27 protein-coding genes are annotated in these 21,262 nt (G+C 66.4%); 8 read left to right on the top strand and 19 right to left on the bottom strand.

What is annotated here, in order from left to right; translation table 11 throughout:
- Positions 1-7 precede the first annotated feature (7 nt).
- The 3 genes from G333_RS0103575 to G333_RS0103585 form a co-directional block, all read right to left on the bottom strand.
- Positions 8-1,249, bottom strand: coding sequence for a Zn-dependent hydrolase (locus G333_RS0103575; protein WP_018144912.1), 1,242 nt, complete (start codon positions 1,247-1,249; stop codon positions 8-10).
- 81 nt (positions 1,250-1,330) lie between these two features.
- On the bottom strand, positions 1,331-1,738 hold the full coding sequence (locus G333_RS0103580) for a hypothetical protein (RefSeq protein ID WP_019627692.1): 408 nt from the start codon (positions 1,736-1,738) through the stop codon (positions 1,331-1,333).
- A gap of 22 nt (positions 1,739-1,760) precedes the next feature.
- A complete protein-coding gene (locus G333_RS0103585) occupies positions 1,761-2,297 on the bottom strand; it encodes a MarR family winged helix-turn-helix transcriptional regulator (RefSeq protein ID WP_018168765.1) in 537 nt (178 codons plus the stop codon).
- Positions 2,298-2,679: 382 nt separating this feature from the next.
- Between G333_RS0103585 and G333_RS0103590 the strand changes: the two genes are divergently transcribed.
- A complete protein-coding gene (locus G333_RS0103590; protein ID WP_018951607.1) occupies positions 2,680-3,708 on the top strand; it encodes a porin in 1,029 nt (342 codons plus the stop codon).
- Between the two features lie 87 nt (positions 3,709-3,795).
- Here G333_RS0103590 and G333_RS0103595 read toward each other — a convergent pair whose 3' ends face one another.
- Together G333_RS0103595 and G333_RS0103600 are read right to left on the bottom strand one after the other, a co-directional pair.
- A complete protein-coding gene (locus G333_RS0103595; protein WP_019627693.1) occupies positions 3,796-5,205 on the bottom strand; it encodes an AmpG family muropeptide MFS transporter in 1,410 nt (469 codons plus the stop codon).
- A gap of 36 nt (positions 5,206-5,241) precedes the next feature.
- Positions 5,242-6,015 carry an exodeoxyribonuclease III gene (locus tag G333_RS0103600; protein ID WP_255346804.1) on the bottom strand — a complete coding sequence of 258 codons (774 nt, stop codon included), beginning with the start codon at positions 6,013-6,015 and terminating at the stop codon, positions 5,242-5,244.
- A 103-nt stretch (positions 6,016-6,118) separates the two neighbouring features.
- Between G333_RS0103600 and pyrE the strand changes: the two genes are divergently transcribed.
- The gene (gene pyrE / locus G333_RS0103605; RefSeq protein WP_019627695.1) at positions 6,119-6,754 is read left to right on the top strand and encodes an orotate phosphoribosyltransferase; all 636 of its coding nucleotides are present in this window, start codon (positions 6,119-6,121) and stop codon (positions 6,752-6,754) included.
- Between the two features lie 252 nt (positions 6,755-7,006).
- On the opposite strand, the gene G333_RS0103610 is transcribed toward pyrE, so the two are convergent.
- The 14 genes from G333_RS0103610 to G333_RS15150 form a co-directional block, all read right to left on the bottom strand.
- Positions 7,007-7,363, bottom strand: a complete 357-nt coding sequence (locus tag G333_RS0103610; RefSeq protein WP_018168770.1) for a cupin domain-containing protein — start codon at positions 7,361-7,363, stop codon at positions 7,007-7,009.
- 11 nt (positions 7,364-7,374) lie between these two features.
- Positions 7,375-8,925: a 2,3-bisphosphoglycerate-independent phosphoglycerate mutase gene (gene gpmI / locus G333_RS0103615; RefSeq protein ID WP_018649593.1), complete on the bottom strand. Its 1,551-nt coding sequence runs from the start codon at positions 8,923-8,925 to the stop codon at positions 7,375-7,377.
- A gap of 104 nt (positions 8,926-9,029) precedes the next feature.
- Positions 9,030-10,214 (bottom strand): twin-arginine translocase subunit TatC, encoded by a 1,185-nt coding sequence (gene tatC, locus G333_RS0103620; protein WP_019627696.1) that lies wholly within the window; start codon positions 10,212-10,214, stop codon positions 9,030-9,032.
- Positions 10,211-10,912 carry a Sec-independent protein translocase protein TatB gene (gene tatB, locus G333_RS0103625; RefSeq protein WP_018175909.1) on the bottom strand — a complete coding sequence of 234 codons (702 nt, stop codon included), beginning with the start codon at positions 10,910-10,912 and terminating at the stop codon, positions 10,211-10,213. Before tatB ends, tatC begins: the two co-directional genes overlap by 4 nt.
- Before the next feature lie 41 nt (positions 10,913-10,953).
- Positions 10,954-11,244: a twin-arginine translocase TatA/TatE family subunit gene (tatA, locus tag G333_RS0103630; protein WP_018938647.1), complete on the bottom strand. Its 291-nt coding sequence runs from the start codon at positions 11,242-11,244 to the stop codon at positions 10,954-10,956.
- Positions 11,245-11,463: 219 nt separating this feature from the next.
- Entirely contained in the window at positions 11,464-11,832 is a 369-nt protein-coding gene (locus tag G333_RS0103635; protein ID WP_018951611.1) for a phosphoribosyl-ATP diphosphatase, read from the bottom strand.
- A complete protein-coding gene (gene hisF, locus G333_RS0103640; RefSeq protein WP_018144925.1) occupies positions 11,829-12,623 on the bottom strand; it encodes an imidazole glycerol phosphate synthase subunit HisF in 795 nt (264 codons plus the stop codon). The genes G333_RS0103635 and hisF overlap by 4 nt, the downstream gene beginning before the upstream one ends.
- A 1-nt stretch (position 12,624) precedes the next feature.
- Entirely contained in the window at positions 12,625-13,353 is a 729-nt protein-coding gene (gene hisA / locus G333_RS0103645; protein WP_018144926.1) for a 1-(5-phosphoribosyl)-5-[(5-phosphoribosylamino)methylideneamino]imidazole-4-carboxamide isomerase, read from the bottom strand.
- A 10-nt stretch (positions 13,354-13,363) separates the two neighbouring features.
- Complete coding sequence (gene hisH / locus G333_RS0103650) at positions 13,364-14,020, bottom strand: imidazole glycerol phosphate synthase subunit HisH (protein WP_018175911.1); 657 nt, start codon at positions 14,018-14,020, stop codon at positions 13,364-13,366.
- A 24-nt stretch (positions 14,021-14,044) separates the two neighbouring features.
- Positions 14,045-14,638 carry an imidazoleglycerol-phosphate dehydratase HisB gene (gene hisB, locus G333_RS0103655; protein WP_018144928.1) on the bottom strand — a complete coding sequence of 198 codons (594 nt, stop codon included), beginning with the start codon at positions 14,636-14,638 and terminating at the stop codon, positions 14,045-14,047.
- Between the two features lie 412 nt (positions 14,639-15,050).
- A complete protein-coding gene (locus G333_RS0103660; protein WP_018938644.1) occupies positions 15,051-15,428 on the bottom strand; it encodes a hypothetical protein in 378 nt (125 codons plus the stop codon).
- A gap of 135 nt (positions 15,429-15,563) precedes the next feature.
- Positions 15,564-15,848, bottom strand: coding sequence for a thiosulfate oxidation carrier complex protein SoxZ (gene soxZ, locus G333_RS14210; protein WP_018168776.1), 285 nt, complete (start codon positions 15,846-15,848; stop codon positions 15,564-15,566).
- Between the two features lie 46 nt (positions 15,849-15,894).
- Complete coding sequence (soxY, locus tag G333_RS0103670; protein WP_019627698.1) at positions 15,895-16,365, bottom strand: thiosulfate oxidation carrier protein SoxY; 471 nt, start codon at positions 16,363-16,365, stop codon at positions 15,895-15,897.
- On the bottom strand, positions 16,362-16,622 hold the full coding sequence (locus G333_RS15150; protein WP_196799428.1) for a hypothetical protein: 261 nt from the start codon (positions 16,620-16,622) through the stop codon (positions 16,362-16,364). Before G333_RS15150 ends, soxY begins: the two co-directional genes overlap by 4 nt.
- 79 nt (positions 16,623-16,701) lie before the next feature.
- Here G333_RS15150 and G333_RS14590 point away from each other — a divergent pair, with 79 nt between their 5' ends.
- The 6 genes from G333_RS14590 to xerC are packed head-to-tail and all read left to right on the top strand — an operon-like array spanning position 16,702 to position 21,262.
- Complete coding sequence (locus tag G333_RS14590; protein WP_018144932.1) at positions 16,702-16,836, top strand: lipoprotein; 135 nt, start codon at positions 16,702-16,704, stop codon at positions 16,834-16,836.
- Positions 16,837-18,126, top strand: coding sequence for a diaminopimelate decarboxylase (lysA, locus tag G333_RS0103680; protein ID WP_019627699.1), 1,290 nt, complete (start codon positions 16,837-16,839; stop codon positions 18,124-18,126).
- Positions 18,123-18,797 carry a trans-aconitate 2-methyltransferase gene (locus G333_RS0103685; RefSeq protein WP_018938641.1) on the top strand — a complete coding sequence of 225 codons (675 nt, stop codon included), beginning with the start codon at positions 18,123-18,125 and terminating at the stop codon, positions 18,795-18,797. The genes lysA and G333_RS0103685 overlap by 4 nt, the downstream gene beginning before the upstream one ends.
- On the top strand, positions 18,797-19,633 hold the full coding sequence (dapF, locus tag G333_RS0103690; RefSeq protein ID WP_019627700.1) for a diaminopimelate epimerase: 837 nt from the start codon (positions 18,797-18,799) through the stop codon (positions 19,631-19,633). Before G333_RS0103685 ends, dapF begins: the two co-directional genes overlap by 1 nt.
- Positions 19,630-20,367, top strand: a complete 738-nt coding sequence (locus G333_RS0103695) for a DUF484 family protein (protein WP_018144936.1) — start codon at positions 19,630-19,632, stop codon at positions 20,365-20,367. The genes dapF and G333_RS0103695 overlap by 4 nt, the downstream gene beginning before the upstream one ends.
- The gene (xerC, locus tag G333_RS0103700; protein ID WP_019627701.1) at positions 20,339-21,262 is read left to right on the top strand and encodes a tyrosine recombinase XerC; all 924 of its coding nucleotides are present in this window, start codon (positions 20,339-20,341) and stop codon (positions 21,260-21,262) included. Before G333_RS0103695 ends, xerC begins: the two co-directional genes overlap by 29 nt.

Here is a 21,262-nt window from a genome sequence, read left to right on the forward strand (position 1 = left end):
TCGCGATTTATTGCCGAGCGGCCAACGCCAGGGCACTTTGCAGGGTCAGATTGGCGCCGGTCTCGATGTCTTCCCAGTTTGTCCATTCCGCGGCGGAATGGCTACGCCCCTGCAGGCTCGGCACGAAGATCATGCCGGTGCGGGTGATGCGGCTCATGCTCTGGGTATCGTGGGCTGCACCGCTGGGCATGGTGATGTACTCCAGCCCCATGCGTTCGGCCTGCGCCTCGATGGTCTGCACGACGCCGGGGTCACAGCGCACCGGATCGATCTCGGAGAGGACGTCGAACTCGAACATCAGGTCGCGTCGGCGCGCCAGACTGGACAGGGTGCGCCGGGCCGCATGGGCCAGCGCGGTCAGGACCTTCTCGTCGGTGTCGCGCACCTCGAAGGAGAAGGTCGCCATGCCCGGCACGGTATTCGCCGCCCCCGGTGCCAGCTCCACGCGGCCGATGGTGGCGCGCGAGTTCGGACTGCCGTGCTCCTCGATCAGGCGATTGATCTCGCCGCCGAACTCCGCCAGGCCCTGGAAGGGATCGATACGCATGTCCATCGGCGTGGTGCCAGCGTGGTTGGGCTGGCCCTTCAGGCGCACCTCCCACTTGAACAAGCCGGTGATCGCCTCGACCACCCCGACACTGAGGCCGCGCCGATCCAGCACCGGGCCCTGCTCGATGTGGGTCTCGATGAAGGCATGCAGGCTGTGCGGATCGCGCCGCGCGGCCAGCGCGTCGTCGGCGTTCAGCCCCCAGTTGGCCATGGCCTCGACCAGGGTCACGCCTTCGAGATCCCGCGCATGGCTGATGCTCTCCGGGGTGAGCTTGCCGGCCATTGCCTGCGAGCCGAACATGCCGCCGAAACGGCCCTCCTCGTCGGTGAAGTCGATCACCTCGAGCGGGTACGCGAGGTCGACCGCGTTCTCCTTGGCGGTGCGCAGCACCTCCAGCCCGATCAGCACGCCCAGCGCCCCGTCCAGCGGACCCCCACCGGGCACGGTATCCAGGTGCGAGCCCATGGCCACTACGGGCCGCTTGCCGTCGTAGTCGAGGCGCCCGTGCAGGTTAGCGGCACCGTCCTGCCAGACATCCAGGCCGGCGGCCTCGAGGCGCCCGCGAAACCACTCGCGCCCGGCGCGGTCGCCGTCGCTGAACGCGCGACGATGCAGGCCCCGGTCGGCATCGCGGCCGATCTGCGCGAGATCGTTGATGTCCTGCTGCAGGCGCTGCATGTTGATCTTGAGATCCGTCATGGATACCTCCGAAAGCGGGCCCACCCCGGATCACGCGAGAACGTTAGCTCGACACGGATCGGCAGGGCTGGACCAAGTGAATCAGCTGCGCGGACGCCCGCGCAGGATGGCCCCGATCAGGACCAGAAAGACGACCGCGCCCACGGCAAAAAAACCGAAGGCTCGGGCCAGGCTGTGATGCTCCACCGACACCATGGCTTGATCGGCCCAGGTGTCCGGATCGGCATCCGCGGCGCGCAGGCGAAACCGGTAGTCACCATCGGGCAGGCCGCTGATGACCGTGCTGGTATCGCCGCCCTGATAGAGGATGCGCGCATCCGCGTGGTCGGGACCCGAGGCCTGCTCCAGTACCACGGGTGCATCTGCCTCCCACGCCAGGGTGAAGCCGCCATCCGTTGAGCGCTCGGGTGGCGCATCAAACGTGGGCTGCGCACCCGCCGCCAGTGGAAGGCAGAGAAGAAACGGCAGCAGCACGCGAAACAATCGCATCAGGGCCTCCGCGTCGGACGGTTCAGGACTTGCCGTCGAACGGCTGCAGACCGGCCTTGGGCTCGGTGGTGTTCATCGCCTCGACCAGCAGGTCCAGGCCCTGGTCCAGCTCCACGAGACGTCCCTTCGGCAACGACTGCAGGGCGCGGTTCAGTTCGCCCTGCGGGGCGGCCGGCGCCCTCTCCAGCAGTTCCAGCCCGGCATCGGTGACGTAGAGCCGGACGATGCGCTGGTCCTTTTCCGGGCGCCGGCGCTCGATCAGACCCCGGTGTTCCAGCTTGTCCAGAAGATTGGACGTGGTGGAGGCATGCACCGATAGCCGGCGCGACAGGTCGCTGACGTTCAGTCCCGGCGTGCGCTGCAACTCCCACAACGCCCACAGCTGCGAGGCGCTAATGCCACAGGCGCGCTCCACCGACCGCGAATGCCCCTGCAGGGCGCGGATGATCACGCGCAGCTGGCGGATCACCGACCGCGCCACATCCGGCTCGGCCGGCGCACCGGCAGGGGTGCCGGATTCATCCTGGGGTGCCTGGTGCACGGCTTGGGTGGAGGTCATGAAAACTTCTCGCAATAAATCATTCGTCTATTTATTTTTGTACAAAAATAGTTTTATTGCAACTCGAGGTCGAACTGGCGAAATCGCGCCACGGGCTCTAAACAAGTGAGGTGGGGTGCCTGCCCCGGCGAGAAACCCGCCTCCCCGCCGGGTGCGAGACGCACGACCGAAGGGCCCCGAACCCTCGGGGCCACAAGGAGGAACACGGGGGCGGGTGTGGTGGTCACACCACAGTGCGCCGAGCTCGCGTATCTTGTTTACAACGAATTAGAAACTGCTTATAAACGTTGCCGGCTACGATCAAGACGCACAGACGCGCATTCCGTGTCCGCCCAGGATGGCCTCTGGCGACACCCGAACCGCCCGACCAGAGAGGATCGCAATGAAGAAGACGATGAGCTGGACCCTGGCACCCCTTTCCGGTGCCGTTGCCCTGGCCCTGTTCCTGGGCCCGCATGCCGCTTTCGCGCAGCAAGAAGGCGCAGGCGGCGTGGAGTTTGATTTCTATGGCTCCCTACGCCTGCAGTACGAAGCCGCCGACCCGGAAGGCTTCGACAGCTATGACGGATTCCGGGACGCCTATTCGCGCATGGGCTTCAACGCCAACTACGAAATCAACGAAGGCGTGAATGCCTTCGCGCAGCTGGAAGTCCCGATCGATCTGGCCAATGGCAAGATTCAGGATCCGTTCAATGGTGAAGACGAAGATATTCGTATCGGCAAGATCGGGCTGGACGGGGCATTCGGGACCGTCGCGTACGGTCGCGACTGGATGCCCTATTACAACGCGATCGCCTTCCCGGTGGACATGTTCTACTCCTACCAGAGTGGGTTCGCGACCTACACCACCTTCCGCGAAAGCGACAGCGTGATGTACTACTCGCCGGATTTTGACGGCTTTTCGTTCGCCGGCGCGTACAGCGCTAACTCCGGCGCCGATGGCGATGACCGCTACCAGCTGACCGGTTCCTACGCGGTAGATGACACGACCCTTTCGATCGGTGTGGACGATCTAAACGGCGAAAATAACCAGCGGATCTGGGGTTTATCCGCGATGCACTCGATGGGCCCGCTATCCCTCGCTGCGAAGGTCGAGTACATCGAAAGTGATAACAATGCCGTTGACGGTGATGTCGCTGCCAACATCTACGCGGCATACAGAATGGGTCAACACACATTCCACGGGACCTACGCGAACGTGGACAACTACGGCGAAAACATTTACCACTTGGGCTATGCCTTCAACTGGATGGATGGTCTGACCTTGTTCGCCGAGTACTACTACGAAGAAGAATCCACCGGCGCGGTGCCCGAATTCAAAGCGCGTGACACCGGTACCGACCCGATTGGGTTCGGCACCGGGGATGGCAGCAACAACGCGTTCATGGTCGGGATGCATTACAGCTTCTAATCGCGCGCTACCCGGAAGGGAATACTAGCCCGCACCGAGAGGTGCGGGCTTTTTTGTGTCTGCAGGAAGCCGAAGGGATTCCGACGGCTAGTCGCGGACTGGCGGGGGTGAGGTCTCCGGTCGGCCGGGCTGGGGCATACGGTCGGGGTTGGCCCAGCGCATCAGGGCGAAGGCGAGCAGGATGGTGGGGATGCCGATCAGGGCGGAGCTGGCGAAGAACCAGACCCAGCCGATGTGTTCGGCCAGCACGCCGGTGAAGCCGGCGAGGAATTGCCCCGGCAGGGTCATGATGGAGCTGAACAGGGCGTACTGGGTGGCGGTGTAGGCGCTGTTGGTCAGACTGGAGAGATAGGCGATGAACACCGAAATCGCCATGCCACCCGATAGATTGTCGGCCATGATCGCGAACACCAGCCCATAGGTCTCGGGCCCGAGCGTCGCCAGCCAGGAGAAGGTGAGGTTGGTCAGCGGCGCCAGGATCGCGGTCGCGATCAGCATGCGCATGATGCCGAAGCGCACCACCAGCAATCCGCCCAGGGCCGCACCGGTCAGGGTCATGGCCAGGCCGAAGGCGGCCGCAATATTGGCGATCTCTTCCTTGGTGAATCCGATGTCCAGATAGAACGGGTTGGCCATCACCCCCATGAAGATGTCGCTGATGCGAAAGACCGCGATAAACGCGATAACAACGAGGGCGATGCGGCCGAAACGCTGCCAGAACTCGACAAAGGGGCAGACCACCGCGCCGATGACCCAGGCCTTGAGGTCCCGCCACCAGCCGGTATCCGAGGTGTTGTTGAGGTAATGGACCACGCGATCCTCGAGCCGGGCCGTGGCGGCATCGCGTTTCGCGACCTCGGGCTCGCGCACGATCAACGTGCAGACGACACCTACCAGCATCAACGCGGCCATGGCGGCATAGGACAGGCTCCAGCTACCCACGGCGGCGATGTGCAGCGCCCCGGCCCCCGCGGTCAGCAGTGCGACGCGATAACCGAACACGTAGGCCGCCGCCATGGCGCCCTGGCGCTCCTGGCTGACGGCCTCGATGCGATAGGCGTCGATGGCGATGTCCTGGGTGGCGGCGCCAAAGGCGGTGAGCACGGCCAGGACCGCAACCAGCCAGAGCTGTTCGACCGGGTCGGTCAAGGCGATGCCGACCAGCCCGAGGATGATCACGGCCTGGGCGAACAGCATCCACGCGCGGCGGCGCCCGAATACGCGGGTCAGGAGCGGCAGGGCCAGGCGGTCGACCACCGGTGCCCAGAACACCTTGATGCTGTAGGCCATGCCGACCCAGGACAGGAAGCCGATGGAGGCCAGCTCCACCCCGAGATCGCGCAGCCAGGCGGTGAAGGTCCCGCCAGTCAGCAGCAGCGGCAACCCCGCGGCGAAGCCGAGGAACAGCATCCCGATGACCCGTGGGTGGCGGTAGACCGCCAGGGCCGCGCGCCAGTCGCGGCTCGGGGGACGCTGCGCTTCAGCGACTCCGGTCATGCGCCGACGTTACCGAATGCGAGGAACATGCCCCGATCAGGGCTGGTAGTCATAGTCGATCCAGAACGGCGCGTGGTCGGAGAAGCGATCGTCGGTATGGATGTACGGGTCATGCGCGGTGGCCGCGATGCCCGGCGTGGCGATCTGGTAGTCGATGCGCCAGCCCACGTTCTTGGCCCAGGCCTGGCCACGGTTGGACCACCAGGTGTACTGCTCCGGGCGTTCGTCCAGCCGGCGGAACACGTCCACCATGCCGATCTCGTCGAACAGGTGGTCCAGCCAGGCCCGTTCTTCCGGCAGGAAGCCCGAATTCTTGCGGTTGGACTTGTAGTTGGTCAGGTCAATCTCGCGGTGGGCGATGTTCCAGTCGCCGCAGATGACCCATTCGCGCCCGTCCTGCATGCGCTCGGTCAGCCAGGGCCGGAAGAACTCCAGGAAACGCCACTTGGAATCCTGGCGATGATCGCCGGAGGAGCCGGACGGCAGGTACAACGAGACCACCGACAGATTGCCGAAACGCATCTCGGCATACCGGCCCTCGTTGTCCGCCTCCTCGAAGCCGATACGCGTAATGACCTCGTCCGGCTGGCGGCGGCTATACAGGGCCACGCCGCTGTAGCCGGGCTTTACCGCATCGACATAGACACTGTGGTACCCGGGCGGATGGAAGGGCTCGCCCTGGATCTGGTGGATCTGGGCCTTGGTCTCCTGGATGCAGACCACGTCGGCCTCGGTCCCCGGGAGCCAGTCGAAGAAACCCTTGCGGGCGGCGGCACGAATGCCGTTGGCGTTCATCGAGAGTATGCGCATGGCGAGGAACGATACCGGCGCGCGCACGCGCAGGAAAGGGCCTGGCTGCGGAATCCGCGTGTCCCTGTGTCAGAATACGGCGTTTTACGACCGGAGCACCCCGATGACCGCCCACGCCTTCCTGGAATACGCCCTGCAACGCGACGTCCTGCGCTTTGGCGAGTTCACGCTGAAGTCCGGGCGAACCAGTCCGTACTTCTTCAACGCAGGCCTGTTCAACCGCGGCTCCGACCTGGCCCGCCTGGGCGAGTTCTACGCCCGTGCGATCGTGGACTCCGGCATCGAATTCGACCTGGTGTTCGGCCCGGCCTACAAGGGCATCCCGCTGGCGGCGGCGGTCACCGAAGCGCTGTTCCGCGACCACGGCATGGACCGCCCCTGGGCCTTCAACCGCAAGGAGGCGAAGGACCACGGCGAGGGCGGGAACATCGTCGGCGCGCCGCTGCAGGGCCGGGTGCTGATCGTGGACGACGTGATCACCGCCGGCACCGCCATCCGCGAATCGGTGGACCTGATCCGCGCGGCCGGGGCAACGCCGGTGGGCGTGGCGATCGCCCTGGACCGCGAGGAGCGCGGCCGCGGCGAGCGCTCGGCGATCCAGGAGGTCGAAGCCGACCTGGGCCTGCAGGTCATCCGCGTTGCCGGGCTGACCGATCTCGTGACCATGCTGGAGGATACGGGCCGCGCGCCCGAACACCTGGAGGCCCTGCGCGCGTACCGCGCCGAGTACGGCGTTTAGGGGGCGCGTACCGCGGCATCGCCCCCCGTCATTGCGAGGAGCGAAGCGACGAAGCACAAAAGCAGCGAAGCTGCGTTGAACGGCCGCAGGCCGGCCCGCAGGGCGATCGAAGCGAGCAACCTCCCGGAGCTGGCAGGGGCCGGGCCGGGATCGGGCGGTTCCGGACGGAGGTTGCTTCGTCGGCTACGCCTCCTCGCAATGACGGGGGCAGGGGTTTACGCGGGGTGGCGGCATGTGCGCCGATCGGCGGCGCTACAGCAGTTCGGTATCGTCGTGCGAGTAGGCCGGGGAGCAGCTGCAGAGGATGTGCAGCGGCTCCGTGCCAGTATTGAGGATGTTGTGCGGCGTGCCGGGATGGATACAGACGGTGTCACCCACAGCCACCGGGAAGGTTTCCTCACCCAGACGCATCTCGCCCTGCCCGCGGGTCACGTGATAGATCTCCTCGGTGCGGGCATGGCGATGCAGGCGCGTGACGGCACCCGGCTCGACCACCGCCTCGGCCAGGCTCTGGGCCGCATTGCCGTGCACGTCAGGGTGCATCAGCTCGCGGATCTCGGAGCCGTCCTTCGTGTCGTAGGCCGGTGTGTCGCTGTAGCGTGTATGCATGGCGCGCTCCCTCAGGCCGAGGCCGGCACTTCCTCGAACAGGAGGCTGCGCCCGCCCATTGCAGAGGGCTTGGGCACGCCCATCAGCTCCAGCACGGTCGGGGCCACATCGGCCAGGCCGCCGCCGGTGCGCAGACGCCAGCGCTGCGAGTCGGTAATCATGCACATCACCGGATAGATTGTGTGCTGGGTGTGCGGGGCCCCGGTCACCGGATCCACGTATTCGTCGCAGTTGCCATGGTCCGCGGTGACGATCGCCGAATATTCGAGCTTCTTCGCCGCATCCAGCACCCGCCCGACCTCACGATCCAGGACCTGGACGGCCTCGATCAGGGCCTCGCGCTTGGCCGTATGACCCACCATGTCGCCATTGGCGAAGTTGACCAGGACGAACCCGTAGCGCCCGCTCTCCATCGCCTGGATGGTCTGGTCGGCGACCTCGACCGCGCTCATCTCCGGCTGCTCGTCGTAGGTATCCACCGACGGCGAGGGGACCATCACGCGCTGTTCGCCGGCGTAGGGCTCTTCCTTGCCGCCGTTGAAAAAGAAGGTCACGTGGGCGTACTTCTCGGTCTCCGCACAGTGGAACTGCGGGATGCCGGCGGAGGCGATGGTGCTGCCCAGAGTCGTCGACGGGCGTTCCGGCGGGAACGCGATCGGCGACAGGAAGCGCGGGTCGTACTCGGTCAGGCAGGTCTCGGAGACCGGGTGAAAGTCACCGCGGTCGAAGCCGTCGAAGTCGTCCATGCCCAGGGCCGCGGTCAGCTGACGCGGACGGTCATTACGGAAATTGAACAGCACGCAGACCGCATCCTGCCCCAGCGGCTCGCCACCGTTGATGATGCGCGGGTTGATGAACTCGTCGTCCTCGCCCGCCGCATAGGCCGCCTCGATCGCCTCGCGCGCGGAACCGGCGGCCTCCCCCTCGGCGTAGGCCATCGCGCGGAAGGCCTTTTCCGTGCGCTTCCAGCGCTTGTCACGGTCCATCGCGTAGTAACGCCCGCACACGGTGGCGATGGCCCCGCCAGCGTTCGCCAGCTCCTCCTCCAGCGGATCGAGGTAGTGGAGCGCGGAACGGGGTGCGGTATCGCGGCCGTCGGTGATCATGTGCACCATCGGGCGCGCGCCCTCGCGCTGGCAGATCTCCACCAGGGCGCGCAGGTGGCGGATATGCGAGTGCACACCACCATCGGACACCAGACCGATCAGATGCAACGGCTGGTCCTTGGCGGCCGCGGCGCGCGCAGCACTGACCAGGGCGTCGTTCTCGTAGAAGCTGCCATCGGTGATCGAGTCGTCGATACGCACCAGGTCCTGGTTGATCACGGTGCCCGCACCCAGGGTCAGATGCCCGACCTCGGAGTTGCCCATCTGCCCATCCGGCAGCCCGACGGCGCGACCACAGGCGTCCAGTGTCGTGTGGGTATGAGTGGAGAGGTACTCGTCGAGGCGCGGCGTATCGGCCTCGGCGTAGGCATTGTTCAGCTTGGACGGGTTCACGCCCACCCCGTCCATGATGATCAGCAGGACAGGGCGGCGGGGGGTGGGACGCGGGTGTGCCATCGCGGGATCATTACCTGGGTCAATGGGTTACCCGGGTATTTTAGCAACTTCCGATGCTTGGCGGGGGCGCAGGCCTGCACAAATACGGCCGCCGGCGCGGTGACTCAGCGATCGCGCCCCGTATTGCCATCCTCCTGCGATGCGTCCGCGTCGGGCTGGCCGTCGTCAGCCGGGCGCTCGCCACTCTGGCTTTCGTCCGCCTCGGGCGCCGGATCGGCGGGGGCGTCCGTGGCGAGTGTGCTCGCGGACCCGCGCTGGCGACGCAGTTCGGCCTGCTCTTCCTCGATGCGGTCGAGCTCGGCGTCCATCTCGTCGTCGGTCAACGGCGTGTACCCGGTGCGCGCGGCGGCGCTCGCGCCCCCGCCGGCGGATGCGGCCGCCGTGGACGAAGTGGCCCGCGTGGTGCCGGACGCCTTGCCCGAGCCACCGGGGCCACCGGGGCCACCGCGCGGCGTACCACCGCCGCCACCCGGTCCACCGTCGTTCGGACCATCATCGGCGTCGGCCGCATCGTCACCGCCCGCAGTCGCGCGGCGTTGCGCCTTCTTGCGCTCCATGATGCGCGACAGGATCAGGCCAATCTCGAACAGCAGCCACATCGGTAGCGCCAGCAGGGTCTGCGAGATGATGTCCGGCGGGGTCAGCACCATGCCGACCAGAAACACGCCGACGATCACATAGGGGCGCTTCTGCGACAGCTTGGCCGGGGTCGTGGCCCCCATGGAGACCAGCAGGATCGTTGCCACCGGCACCTCGAAGGCAATGCCGAAGGCGATGAACAGCATGATGACGAACGACAGATAGCGCGAGATATCGGTCATCACGGCCACGCCCTCGGGCGCCGTGGCCGTGAAGAACGCGAAAATCAGCGGGAAGACCACGAAGTAGGCGAACGCCATCCCCAGATAGAACAGCGCGGTGGACGACGCCACCAGCGGCAGCGCCATGCTCTTTTCGTGCGAGTAAAGCCCGGGCGCCACGAAGGACCAGACCTGATACAGCAGGTAGGGGATGCTGAGCACCACCGCCAGCAGCAGGGTCAGCTTGAACGGGATCAGGAACGGCGCGGCCACGTCGATCGCGATCATGCTGGTGCCTTCCGGCAGGTGCTGCATCAGCGGGCCGGCCAGCCAGGTGTAGATCGGGTTGGCGAACGGGAACAGGATCAGGAACATCACCAGGATGGCAATGAACATCCTGAGGATGCGGTCGCGCAGCTCGATCAGGTGCGTGAGCAGGGTCTCGGTCGCTTCCGGACTCGGCTCGACCCCCGGTTTGGTCTTGCTCATGAGTGCTTGTCAGGGGTCTGGTCGTTGTGGGTGGTATCCGCTTCGGGATCAGAGGCCTCGCCCCCCCGTGACTCGGCAGGGTCCGGGGTACGCCGTTCGCGCACCGCCGGTTTCGTCCGCTCCGGACGCGGGCCATCGGAGGCGCGCGCCTTTTGCTCGGCGGCCAGCGCCGGGTCGTCGGTCATCAAGTTGCCATCCAGATCGCCCTGGGTGGGCACACGCCGAACCTCGGGCGCATCCGCGTCGTCGGCTGCCTCCGGCGCACCCGTGTCCGAAGCACGCGCCGACGCATCCGGGCTGCGCATGGATGGCTTGTCCCGCACCGCGGGCTTGGCCTTGTTCTCGGCCAGGGCCTTTTGCTCCTTGCCGGAGAGATCCTTGCGGGTCTTCGGCTTGCCCTCGATATCTTCGCGCAGGTCCCGCTCGGTATCCTCGATATCCTCGCGCAGACTGGTCTCGGTCTCGTCCATCATGTTCTTGAGCTGGCGGATCTCGCGATCCTGGCTCTTCAGCATGTTGCGCAGTTCGTCGGTCTGCAGCTCCTGCTCGAAGTCCGATCGAACGCTATGGACGAAACGCCGGGTCTTGCCGACCCAGCGCCCGATTTCGCGCGCAAGCCCGGGCAGACGCTCCGGCCCCACGACCAGAAGCGCCACCAGCACGATGATGATGATTTCCCAGAAGCCGATGTCGAACATGGGCTATCGCTCGAGCCTGGCCGCCGCGCAGGGCGCGCGGCTCAGGACTTCTTGTCCGATTGCGAGGCGTCGGAATCCTTTTCGCTGCTCTTCTTCACCTCGGCGTCGACCACCCGGCCTTCGCTGTCGGTCTGGTTCTCGACCTCGCGCGGCTCTTCGCCTTCTTCGCCTTCCTTCTTCTCGGCGTCGGGATCCTTGACCGCCTGGCGGAAGTTTTTCATCGCCGAGCCGATATCCCCACCCATGTTGCGCAGCTTCTTCGTGCCGAACAGCAGCACGACGATGAGCAGGACGATGAGGAGCTGCCAAATGCTGATACCACCAATACCCATGGACTCTGTTCTCCAGTCATACAACTTTGGGGTTAGCCTGAACGGCGCCAGGCCCATAATCAACTCTGGGGCACACCGGCCACTGTGGGCGGTGTGCTGGAGTCGCTGTTTCTTCGCGGACAGGGCGCAGTGATTGCAGTGTAGCCGCGCCACATGAACGAACGCTTTACAGCCGGCCACTCAATGCGGCCCCCGGGGAAACACCGACCAATGTACAGACTACGAATGGTCGGACCGGCGACCACTGATTTCGCGCGCGGCCTTCTCGGCGACGCCCGACAGACCGAAACGCCGGCCCAGTTCATCGAGGACATCGTCCGGGTGCCGTCCGCGGGCCGCGAGCACCACCAGGGCATGAAACCACAGGTCGGCCATTTCCGACACCAGGGCGTCGGTATCGTCGTTCTTGGCGGCAATCAGCGTCTCCGCCGATTCCTCACCCAGTTTCTTGAGCATCTCGTCCAGGCCCCGGGCGTGAAGCTTCGCCACGTAGGACTGCTCCGGGTCGGCCTGGCGGCGCTGCTCGATCACCTCGGCGAGCGCGGAAAGCACCTCGGCACCACCCGGACGGGGAGTCGAATCGGTCATTGCGCGGCCACCTCGGCATCGTTCGGCCGCACCGGGACACCGGCCGCCGCCATCGCGTCCTTGGCCTCGCCCACCGTGTGCTGACCAAAGTGAAAGATACTGGCGGCCAGCACGGCATCGGCATGGCCCTCGGTCACACCCTCCACCAGGTGCTGCAGCTCACCGACCCCGCCCGAAGCAATCACCGGCACGCCGACCGCATCGCTGACCGCGCGGGTGAGGGGCAGGTCGAAGCCGATACGGGTGCCGTCACGATCCATGCTCGTCAGCAGGATCTCGCCGGCCCCCAGGGACTCCATGCGCTGCGCCCACTCGACCACGTCCAGCCCGGTCTCGCGGCGGCCTCCGTGGGTAAAGACCTCCCAGCGCGGTGGTTCATTCCCCGTGCTGACCTGCTTGGCGTCGATCGCGACCACGATGCACTGGCTGCCGACCCAGTCGGCGGCCTCGCGCACCAGCTCGGGCCGGTGCACTGCAGCGGTGTTGATGGAGACCTTGTCGGCCCCGGCGTTCAGCAGGCGGCGGATGTCTTCGACCGCGCGCACGCCACCACCCACAGTCAGCGGGATGAACACCTCGCGCGCGACGGCCTCGACCACGTGCACGATGGTCTCGCGGTCGTCGCTGGAGGCGGTGATGTCGAGGAAGGTGATCTCGTCCGCACCCTGGGTGTTGTAGCGCCGGGCGATCTCCACCGGGTCCCCGGCATCGCGGATGCCGACGAAGTTGACACCCTTGACCACGCGGCCGGCGTCGACATCCAGACAGGGAATGATGCGCTTGGCGAGCATCTCAGGTTGCGAGGGCCTTGCGGGCCTCCTCCAGGGTGAAGGCGCCGTCGTACAAGGCCCGGCCGACGATGGCGCCGGTAATGCCCTCGTCCTCGCGGGCGGCGAGGTTGCGCAGGTCGTCCAGCGAGCTGATGCCGCCGGAGGCGATCACCGGCACGCGCACGTTGCTCGCCAGGCGCGCGGTAGCCTCCACGTTGGGGCCCTTCATCATCCCGTCGCGGGCGATGTCGGTGTAGACGAAGGCCACCACGCCGTCCGCCTCGAAGTGCTGGGCCAGGTCGATCACGTCGTGGTGCGACAGCTTGGACCAGCCATCCACCGCCAGCTTGCCGTCCTTGGCATCCAGCCCGACGATGATACGGCCGGGGAATTCCAGACACAGGTCGTTCACGAAGTGCGGCGCGCTGACCGCGCGGGTACCGATGATCACGTATTCGACCCCGGCATCCAGATAGGCCTGAACCGTGTCCTCGTCGCGCACGCCGCCGCCGATCTGGATCGGCAGGTCGGGGAAGGCCTTGGCAATCGCGTGCACCGCCTTGGCATTGCGCGGCTGACCGGCAAAGGCGCCGTCGAGATCAACGATATGCAACCGCTCGGCCCCGGCATCGACCCAGCGCTTCGCCATCTCCACCGGGTCCTCGCCGAACACGGTGGAATCGTCCATGTTCCCCTGGCGCAGGCGAACGCACTTGCCTTCCTTCAGATCGATTGCGGGAATGACCAGCATCTTCGACTCCTCACGACGCCCCGGGACCATCACCGTCCCAGCGCAGAAAGTTATGCAGCAGACGCAGCCCGCAGGCGGCGCTCTTCTCCGGATGGCACTGCATGGTGAACAACGAGCCCCGCGCCAGTGCCGAGGCAAAGGTCTCGCCATAATCGGTGCGCCCGGCGACATCGGCCTCGCGCTCGGGCTGCACCCGGTAACTATGGACGAAATAAAACCACGGGGTCTCCGGCAGGCCGTGCCACAGGGGATGCTCCTGCGCCGGCAGCACGCGGTTCCAGCCCATGTGCGGGATCTTCAGGCGCCGGCCATCCGGGCCCTGCATGGCGGGAAAGCGCGCGACCCGGCCCGGCAGGATGCCCAGCAGGTCGACGCCGCCGCTCTCCTCGCTGGCGTCCATCAGGATCTGCTGGCCCAGGCACAGGCCCAGGAACGGGCGGTCGGCCGCCAGCTCCGGCAGCAGCCGGTCGAGCCCGCGATTCGACAGCGCCTGCATGGCATCCCCGGCCGCGCCCTGGCCGGGAAACACCAACCGGTCGGCCTCGCGCAACGTCTCGGGGTCGTCGGTCAACAGTACGCGCTGGTCGCCCGCGGCCTCGTGCTCCAGTGCACGCACGACCGAGTGCAGATTCCCCATGCCGTAATCGATGACGGCAACAGTTTCCATGGCCGGGTCTCGTCCGTTGGTCCGTTACAGACTGCCCTTGGTGGACGGCGTGATCCCCGCGGAGCGCGGATCGAACTCCGCCGCCACACGCAGGGCGCGCCCGAAGGCCTTGAAGATGGTCTCGGCGACATGATGCGCGTTGTCGCCACGCAGGCAGTCGATGTGCAGGGTCATCCAGCTGTGGTTGACCAGGCCCTGGAAGAACTCGTGGAACAAGTCCACATCGAATTCGCCGATGTGCGAACGGCGGAAATCCGCGTGCATCTCCAGCCCCGGACGCCCGGAGAAGTCGATGACCACCCGTGAAAGGGCCTCGTCCAGCGGGACATAGGCATGGCCATAGCGGCGGATACCCTTCTTGTCCCCCAGGGCCTTGGCCAGCGCCTGCCCCAGGGTGATCCCGACGTCCTCCACCGTGTGATGGGCATCGATATGCAGATCGCCCTCGGCGCGCACGTCGAGATCCACCAGGCCGTGACGGGCCACCTGGTCCAGCATGTGGTCGAGGAACGGGATGCCGGTCTCGAGATGGCTTTGGCCGGTGCCGTCGAGGTTCAGCTCGACGGCAATCCGGGTCTCCAGGGTGTCGCGGCGGACAGATGCAGTACGTTCAGTCATGTTCCGGTTCGGGCACGGTAAAAGGTCAGTGTAGCAAGGCTGGCCGTCGCCCGGTATGACACAGGGAAACACGGGCCTATTCACGCCAGGGAAACACTGATCAATGTACACACTCGCGTTGGCACCCCAGGTTTTCCGAGACAAGGCGCGCCGTGGAACGGGTAGGGTTCTACCCGCAAGCGGTGCAACGCAGGATCGGGGAACCTGGGGTGCCAACCCCACAAGCCATTGAAAGCAGGGGCTCGGCCGCTTTTGCGCGCGCACAGCGTTACGGCTCCCTTGTGCAGAATGACTGCACGGCAGTCACCGCGCCTTGTTCGCACGCAAAAGCGACTCGAGCGCGAGCGTGTACATTGATCAGTGTTTCCCTAGAGCAGCGTCGGGGCGGACAGCGGCCTCACCCCTTCGACGACTACATGCCGGAGGTCAGCTTCGGCCCCACCAGTAACGCCTCGGGCACCACCGCCTGGATCGCCCCCGGCACTTCAGTGCAAAGCCCGGGCCGCGCGGTCAACGAGACCCACAGGGTGTTCAGCTTCAGGTTCAGCTCGACGAACGCGATATCGTCCCCATAGCCGTTCAGCACGCGCTCGATGGCGCGCGCCCGGGCATGGAGTTCGGAGCGCGGACGCTGGCGCAGCCCGGGGATCAGCATCATGAAGTCCGCCAGCCGGCGGCCTTCGGCGTCGCGCCGGGGCAGGCGTTGCCACAGGGGCTGGTGGGGCTCGAGGAGCAGCGCCGGGCGCAGGGCCGGATCGGCTTCACGGGGCGCGGGGATATCCGGGGACATGGCGGTGCGCTCGGCATGGACCTTTCTGGAGTGTAGTCCACGCCAGAGAGACGCTGACCACAGACACCCGATGACCGGACACAAAAAAGCCGGGGACCAGCCCCGGCTTCTTCAAAGAGAGTGGAACCCTCTTTGTTACCGCACTTCGACGTCGGTCGAGTCGGATTCACCCTTGTTGTCCGTCCAGGAGACGGTCACGGTGTCACCGGCGGCGCCGTCGATCTCGCACTGCAGGAACGGGTTGCGGGAAACCGTGTAGTTCCAGTTGGCGGTAATGGCGGTGTCGCCATTGCGCGCAATTTCCACGGTCTCGATGAAGTGCGGGCCACCGTCGTCATCGGGGACGAGCATGTCGTGGCTCATAAGAGCACGGATGTTGATTACGCCGTTGCTTTCTTGGGCGCGAACTCGAATAGACATATCTTAAACCTCCAGTAGTGTTCGGATCAGCGGTTGGGGGTCGGCGTTAGCCGCCGCAGCCACCGACCGTGACCTTCACTTCTTGAACCGTCTTGTACCAGGTGTCGCCCGACTTCACGGCAGCGACCACGTTGGACGACTCGCCCATGCGGATACGGCCAGAGATGTTCGCATGCGCGCCATCGGCCAGCACGTAATGTGCGACCAGCGGCTGATTGTTCAGCTCGACGAACACGGCCATTTCGGTCACGTTGTCCAGGCTGGATTCGACCGACACCGGAACCACGGCGCCGTTCTCGGCGATTTCCGGGGCGCTCAGGGTGACGTCACCATCGGCGATGTCGCTGGAGCCGGTAACGGCTTCCATGGCGGCTTCGAGGCCTTCGGCGCCGAAGGCTTCGGACGGCCAGGCGGCGAGCAGCTTGCTCGGGGCGAGCAGACCGGCCCCGACGGCGACACCGACAGTACCGGCGGCGAGAGTGCCTTTCAGGAAGACACGGCGCTTGGTGCTAATCATGGATGATCTCCTCTCATCTTGTGGGTCAGATCCGGATTATCCGGGACGTCTTGGCGGCGAACCGCGGTGACGCCTGTTGCTTTGGACGGCGAGCTGCAGGTCTCTATTCCCTGCGGTTCGGGTTCCGCCCCCTGACCAGCTTCAGTGGTCTTTTGCTGGTCTCGCAGATGCATCGTCCCAAACCTGGCTGAATCATTGATGAACGAATCATCGCCGTTCACGATCGGGCAAATTTCGGCGGGCAGATACCGCAGCATCTACCGCTAGCACCTGAAGCCAGGGGCGTATCAATGGCACACTATCGCCTCTTGATGCAACGAACCCCGGATCCGACCCATGTTCTCCTGCAAGGCCCAGTGGCTCCTGATTGCCGTGATCGTCGTGCTCGGCACGATGCAGATGCTCTCCGCCTGCGGTCAGAAGGGCGATCTCTATCTGCCCGATGACGACGAAACCGAGGAGCGGCGCTGAATGGACTACTTCGATTACCACCGCGGCACCCTGTTCTGCGAAGGCGTAGCGCTGGACCGCCTTGCCGAGCTGGTCGGCACCCCCGCGTACGTGTATTCCCGCGCCACGCTGGAGCGCCACTTCCGCGCATTCAGCGAGGCCCTGATCGGCACCCCGCACCAGGTCTGCTTCGCCGTGAAGGCGAACTCCGCGCTGGGCGTACTGAATGTGCTGGCGCGCATGGGCGCCGGTTTCGACATCGTCTCCGGCGGCGAACTGGAGCGCGTGCTGCGCGCCGGGGGCGATCCGGCGAAGATCGTGTTCTCCGGGGTCGGCAAGACCGCCGCCGAGATGCGCCGGGCGCTGGAGGTCGGCATCCACTGTTTCAATGTCGAATCCGCCCCGGAGCTGGACCGGCTGGAGGCCGTCGCCATGGAGATGGGTGTCCAGGCCCCGGTGTCGATCCGGGTAAACCCGGACGTCGACGCCGAGACCCATCCCTATATCGCCACCGGGCTGCGCGAGAACAAGTTCGGCGTCGCCATCGAGGAGGCACCGGCGCTGTATGCCCGGGTGCGCGACAGCCAGCACCTGGAAGCAACCGGAGTCGACTTCCACATCGGCTCGCAGCTGACCCGCATCGACCCATTCACCGACGCGCTCAAGCGCGTACTGGCACTGGTCGACGAACTGGCCGCAGACGGCATCGAGCTGGAACATATCGATGTCGGCGGCGGGCTGGGCGTGCGCTACCGCGACGAGACCCCGCCGGAGCCGGATGCCTGGGCCAGCGCCCTGCGCGAGGTCCTGGCCGATCGCCCGCTGAAGGTCCTGCTGGAACCGGGGCGCGCAATCGCCGCGAATGCCGGCGTGTTCCTGACCCGGGTGGAATACCTGAAACACACCGAGGCCCATGACTTCGCGATCGTCGACGGCGCGATGAACGACCTGCTGCGCCCGGCCCTGTACGGCGCCTGGCAGGAAATCGTCCCGGTGGTACCGCGCAGCGACACCGAGACCCGCACCTACGACATCGTCGGCCCGGTCTGCGAGACCGGCGACTTCCTCGGCCGCGAACGCGAGCTGGCGCTGGCCGCCGGCGACCTGCTCGCGGTGCGCTCGGCCGGCGCCTACGGCTACGTGATGTCCGGCAACTACAACTCGCGCCCGCGCCCGCCGGAGGTAATGGTCGACGGCGACCACTTCCAGATCATCAACCGCCGCGAGCAGGTCGATCACCTGATGATGCGCGAAAGCATGCTGCCCCGGGATCCGGAGGACCAGGACCCGTCAGGGAGCATCGAGCCGTGATCCCGCGGCGCCCGGAGCCGGAGTTGATGCTGGAGCCGGAGCAGGCCCGTGCCTATGCCGAGGCCGACTTCGCCGCCCCGCACGAGGGTTTCGTCGACGCCTTCGCCGAGGCCTTTCCCGGGCCCGTAACCGGGCCGGTGCTGGACTTGGGCTGCGGCCCGGGCGATGTCTCGCTGCGCTTCGCCACGCGCTACCCCGACTGCGAGGTCGACGGCCTCGACGGCGCCCCGGCGATGCTGGCGGCCGGCGACGCGCTGATGGCCGGGCACCCAGCCGCGGACCGTGTGCATCTGGCCGAAGGCTGCCTGCCAGAGGCGCGCGGACCGCGCGCGCCATATGCCACGATCATCAGCAACTCCCTGCTGCATCACCTGCATGACCCGGCCGCTCTGTGGCAAACCATTGCGCGTGACGGCGCGCCCGGCGCGGCGGTGTTCATCATGGACCTGCGACGGCCGGATACGACCGAGACGGTCCGGACCCTGGTCGCGGAGTACGCCGCCGACGCGCCGCCGGTGCTGCGCCACGACTTCGAGCACTCCCTGCATGCCGCCTTCACGCCCGACGAGGTACGCGAGCAGCTGGCAGCGGCCGGGATCGAGGGCTTCACGGTGACCATCACCTCGGATCGCCACATGACCATTGTCGGCCACCTGCCGGAGACCGCCTGATGCGCCTGGACTTCACCAAGATGCACGGCCTGGGCAATGACTTCGTGGTCATCGACGGCATACGTCAGAACGTGCGGCTCGACGAGCCAACGCTGCGTCACCTGGCCGATCGCCACTTCGGCATCGGCTGCGATCAGATCCTGCTGGTGGAGCCACCGGGCGATCCGGCGCAGGCGCTGTTCCGCTACCGCATCTTCAATGCCGATGGCTCCGAGGTGGAGCAGTGCGGCAACGGCGCGCGCTGCTTCGCCCGCTTCGTCCGCGAGCAGGGCCTGACCGAGGCCCGCGAGATCCCGGTCGAGACCCTCGGCGGGCGCATCGTGCTGCATGTCGAGGACGACGAGCAGGTGCGCGTGGATATGGGGCGGCCGGAGTTCGCACCGGCGCGCATCCCGCTGCTCGCCGAGGCCGAGGCCGATGCCTACACGCTGGATGTGCAGGGCCACTCGATCACCCTGGGCGCGGTCTCCATGGGCAACCCGCATGCGGTGATCCTGGTCGACGACGTGGCCAGCGCACCGGTCCACGATATCGGCCCGATCATCGAACGCCACGCAAGCTTCCCGCGCCGCGTCAATGTCGGGTTCGCCGCACTGCGCGACCGCGGACATGTCGACCTGCGGGTGTTCGAACGCGGGGTCGGCGAGACACTCGCCTGTGGCAGCGGCGCGGCCGCCGCGATGGCCGTATTGCGACGCCGCGGACTGGTCGACGACAACCTCGAAGTGACCCTGCCGGGCGGGACCCTTGTGCTAAGCTGGACCGGACAGGCCGAGGCTCCGGTTTGGCTGACCGGGCCGGCCACCACGGTATTCAACGGCTGGATCGATCTATGACTGGGCAGCAATCCTCCAACGCCTCTGCGGCAAAAACCAAGACCCCCAAGACCCGGGCTCCGGAAGACCGCACGATCAGCGCGGCCGACGTCGAGGCCTACCTGCGCGAGCATCCCGACTTCTTCCAGGACCACCTGCCGCTGCTGGACATCCTGCGCCTGCCGCACCCGACCGGTGGCGCGGTGTCCCTGCTGGAACGCCAGGTCGCCCTGCTGCGCGAGAAGCACCGCGCCATGGAACAGCACATGGGCGAGCTGGTCGAGCGTGCCCGCGACAACGAGCGCATGGGCCAGCACCTGCACGAACTGGCCAAGACCCTGATGCGCGCCGAGAACCTGGACGCCGTGCTGGCGCTGACCCAGGACGCCCTGCGCAACGAGCTGGGCGCGGAACGCGTCAGCATCCGCCTGGCCCACCGCGAGGTCGACGACCTGCATGCGCTAACCACCAGCGAGCTGGCCACCTTCGACCCGCTGTTCAGCCGCGGCAAGGCCCAATGCGGTCGCGTCCCGGCCGAGATGCTGGACGTGCTGTTCGACGACGCCGAGGAGATCGGTTCGGCCATCCTGATGCCGTTGGGCAACGAATCCGACCATATCGGGGTACTCGGCCTGGCCAGCGAATCCGCGGACCGCTTCGAGCCCGACATGGGCACGTACTTCGTCACCCACATCGGCGACCTGCTGGCCGAATCGATCCGCTGCCATGTCGAGCGGGCCCACGCCGCTGCCTGACGCACCCGATCAGGATGCGGATATCGCGGCCTTTCTGGCCCATTTGAGCGATGTTCGCGGTCATTCGCCGCATACCGTACAGGCCTATCGGCGCGACCTGGCCCGCCTGCGCGGGCTGCATAACGGCCCCTGGGATGCCCTCAAGGCAGCCGACATGCGGCGCATCGCCGGACAGCTGGCCCGCCAGGGCCGCCACCCCCGCTCGATCCAGCGCTTCCTGTCCGCCGTGCGCGGCTTCTTCGCCTATCAGGTCGAACAGCGGCGCATGCCGGCCAATCCGGCCGCCGGCATGCGCGGCCCGCGTGCCGGGCGCCCCCTGCCGCGCGATCTCGATGTCGATCAGACCCAGCGGGCGCTGACCCCGGCGGAGGGCATCGAGCCGAATCTGGCGGCACGCGACCAGGCGATGCTGGAGCTGCTGTATTCGTCCGGGCTGCGCCTGTCGGAACTGACCGGACTGGATCTGACGGACCTTGACCTGGATTCCGGGCTGGTGCGCGTGCTCGGCAAGGGCCGGCGCGAGCGCAGCGTCCCGGTGGGGCGTGTGGCGCGCGATGCGCTGCGCACCTGGCTGAAACGCCGGGGCGACTGGGCCACAGCGGACGAGCGCGCCGTGTTCGTCAGCCGACGAGGCCAGCGCCTCGGCAACCGCGCGGTGCAACGCCGGGTCGCCGAGGCCGGCCGTCGCGCCGGGCTGGATGTGCGCCTGCACCCGCACCGTCTGCGCCATGCCTTCGCCAGTCACCTGCTGGAGTCGAGTGGCGATCTGCGGGCGATCCAGGAACTTCTCGGCCACGCCAACCTTGAAACCACCCAGATCTATACCCATCTCGACTATCAGCACCTGGCACAGGTGTATGATGCCGCCCATCCGCGGGCCCGCCGGAGAGACTGA

It is taken from the genome of Thioalkalivibrio sp. AKL10, from assembly GCF_000381845.1.
GTDB lineage: Bacteria > Pseudomonadota > Gammaproteobacteria > Ectothiorhodospirales > Ectothiorhodospiraceae > Thioalkalivibrio > Thioalkalivibrio versutus.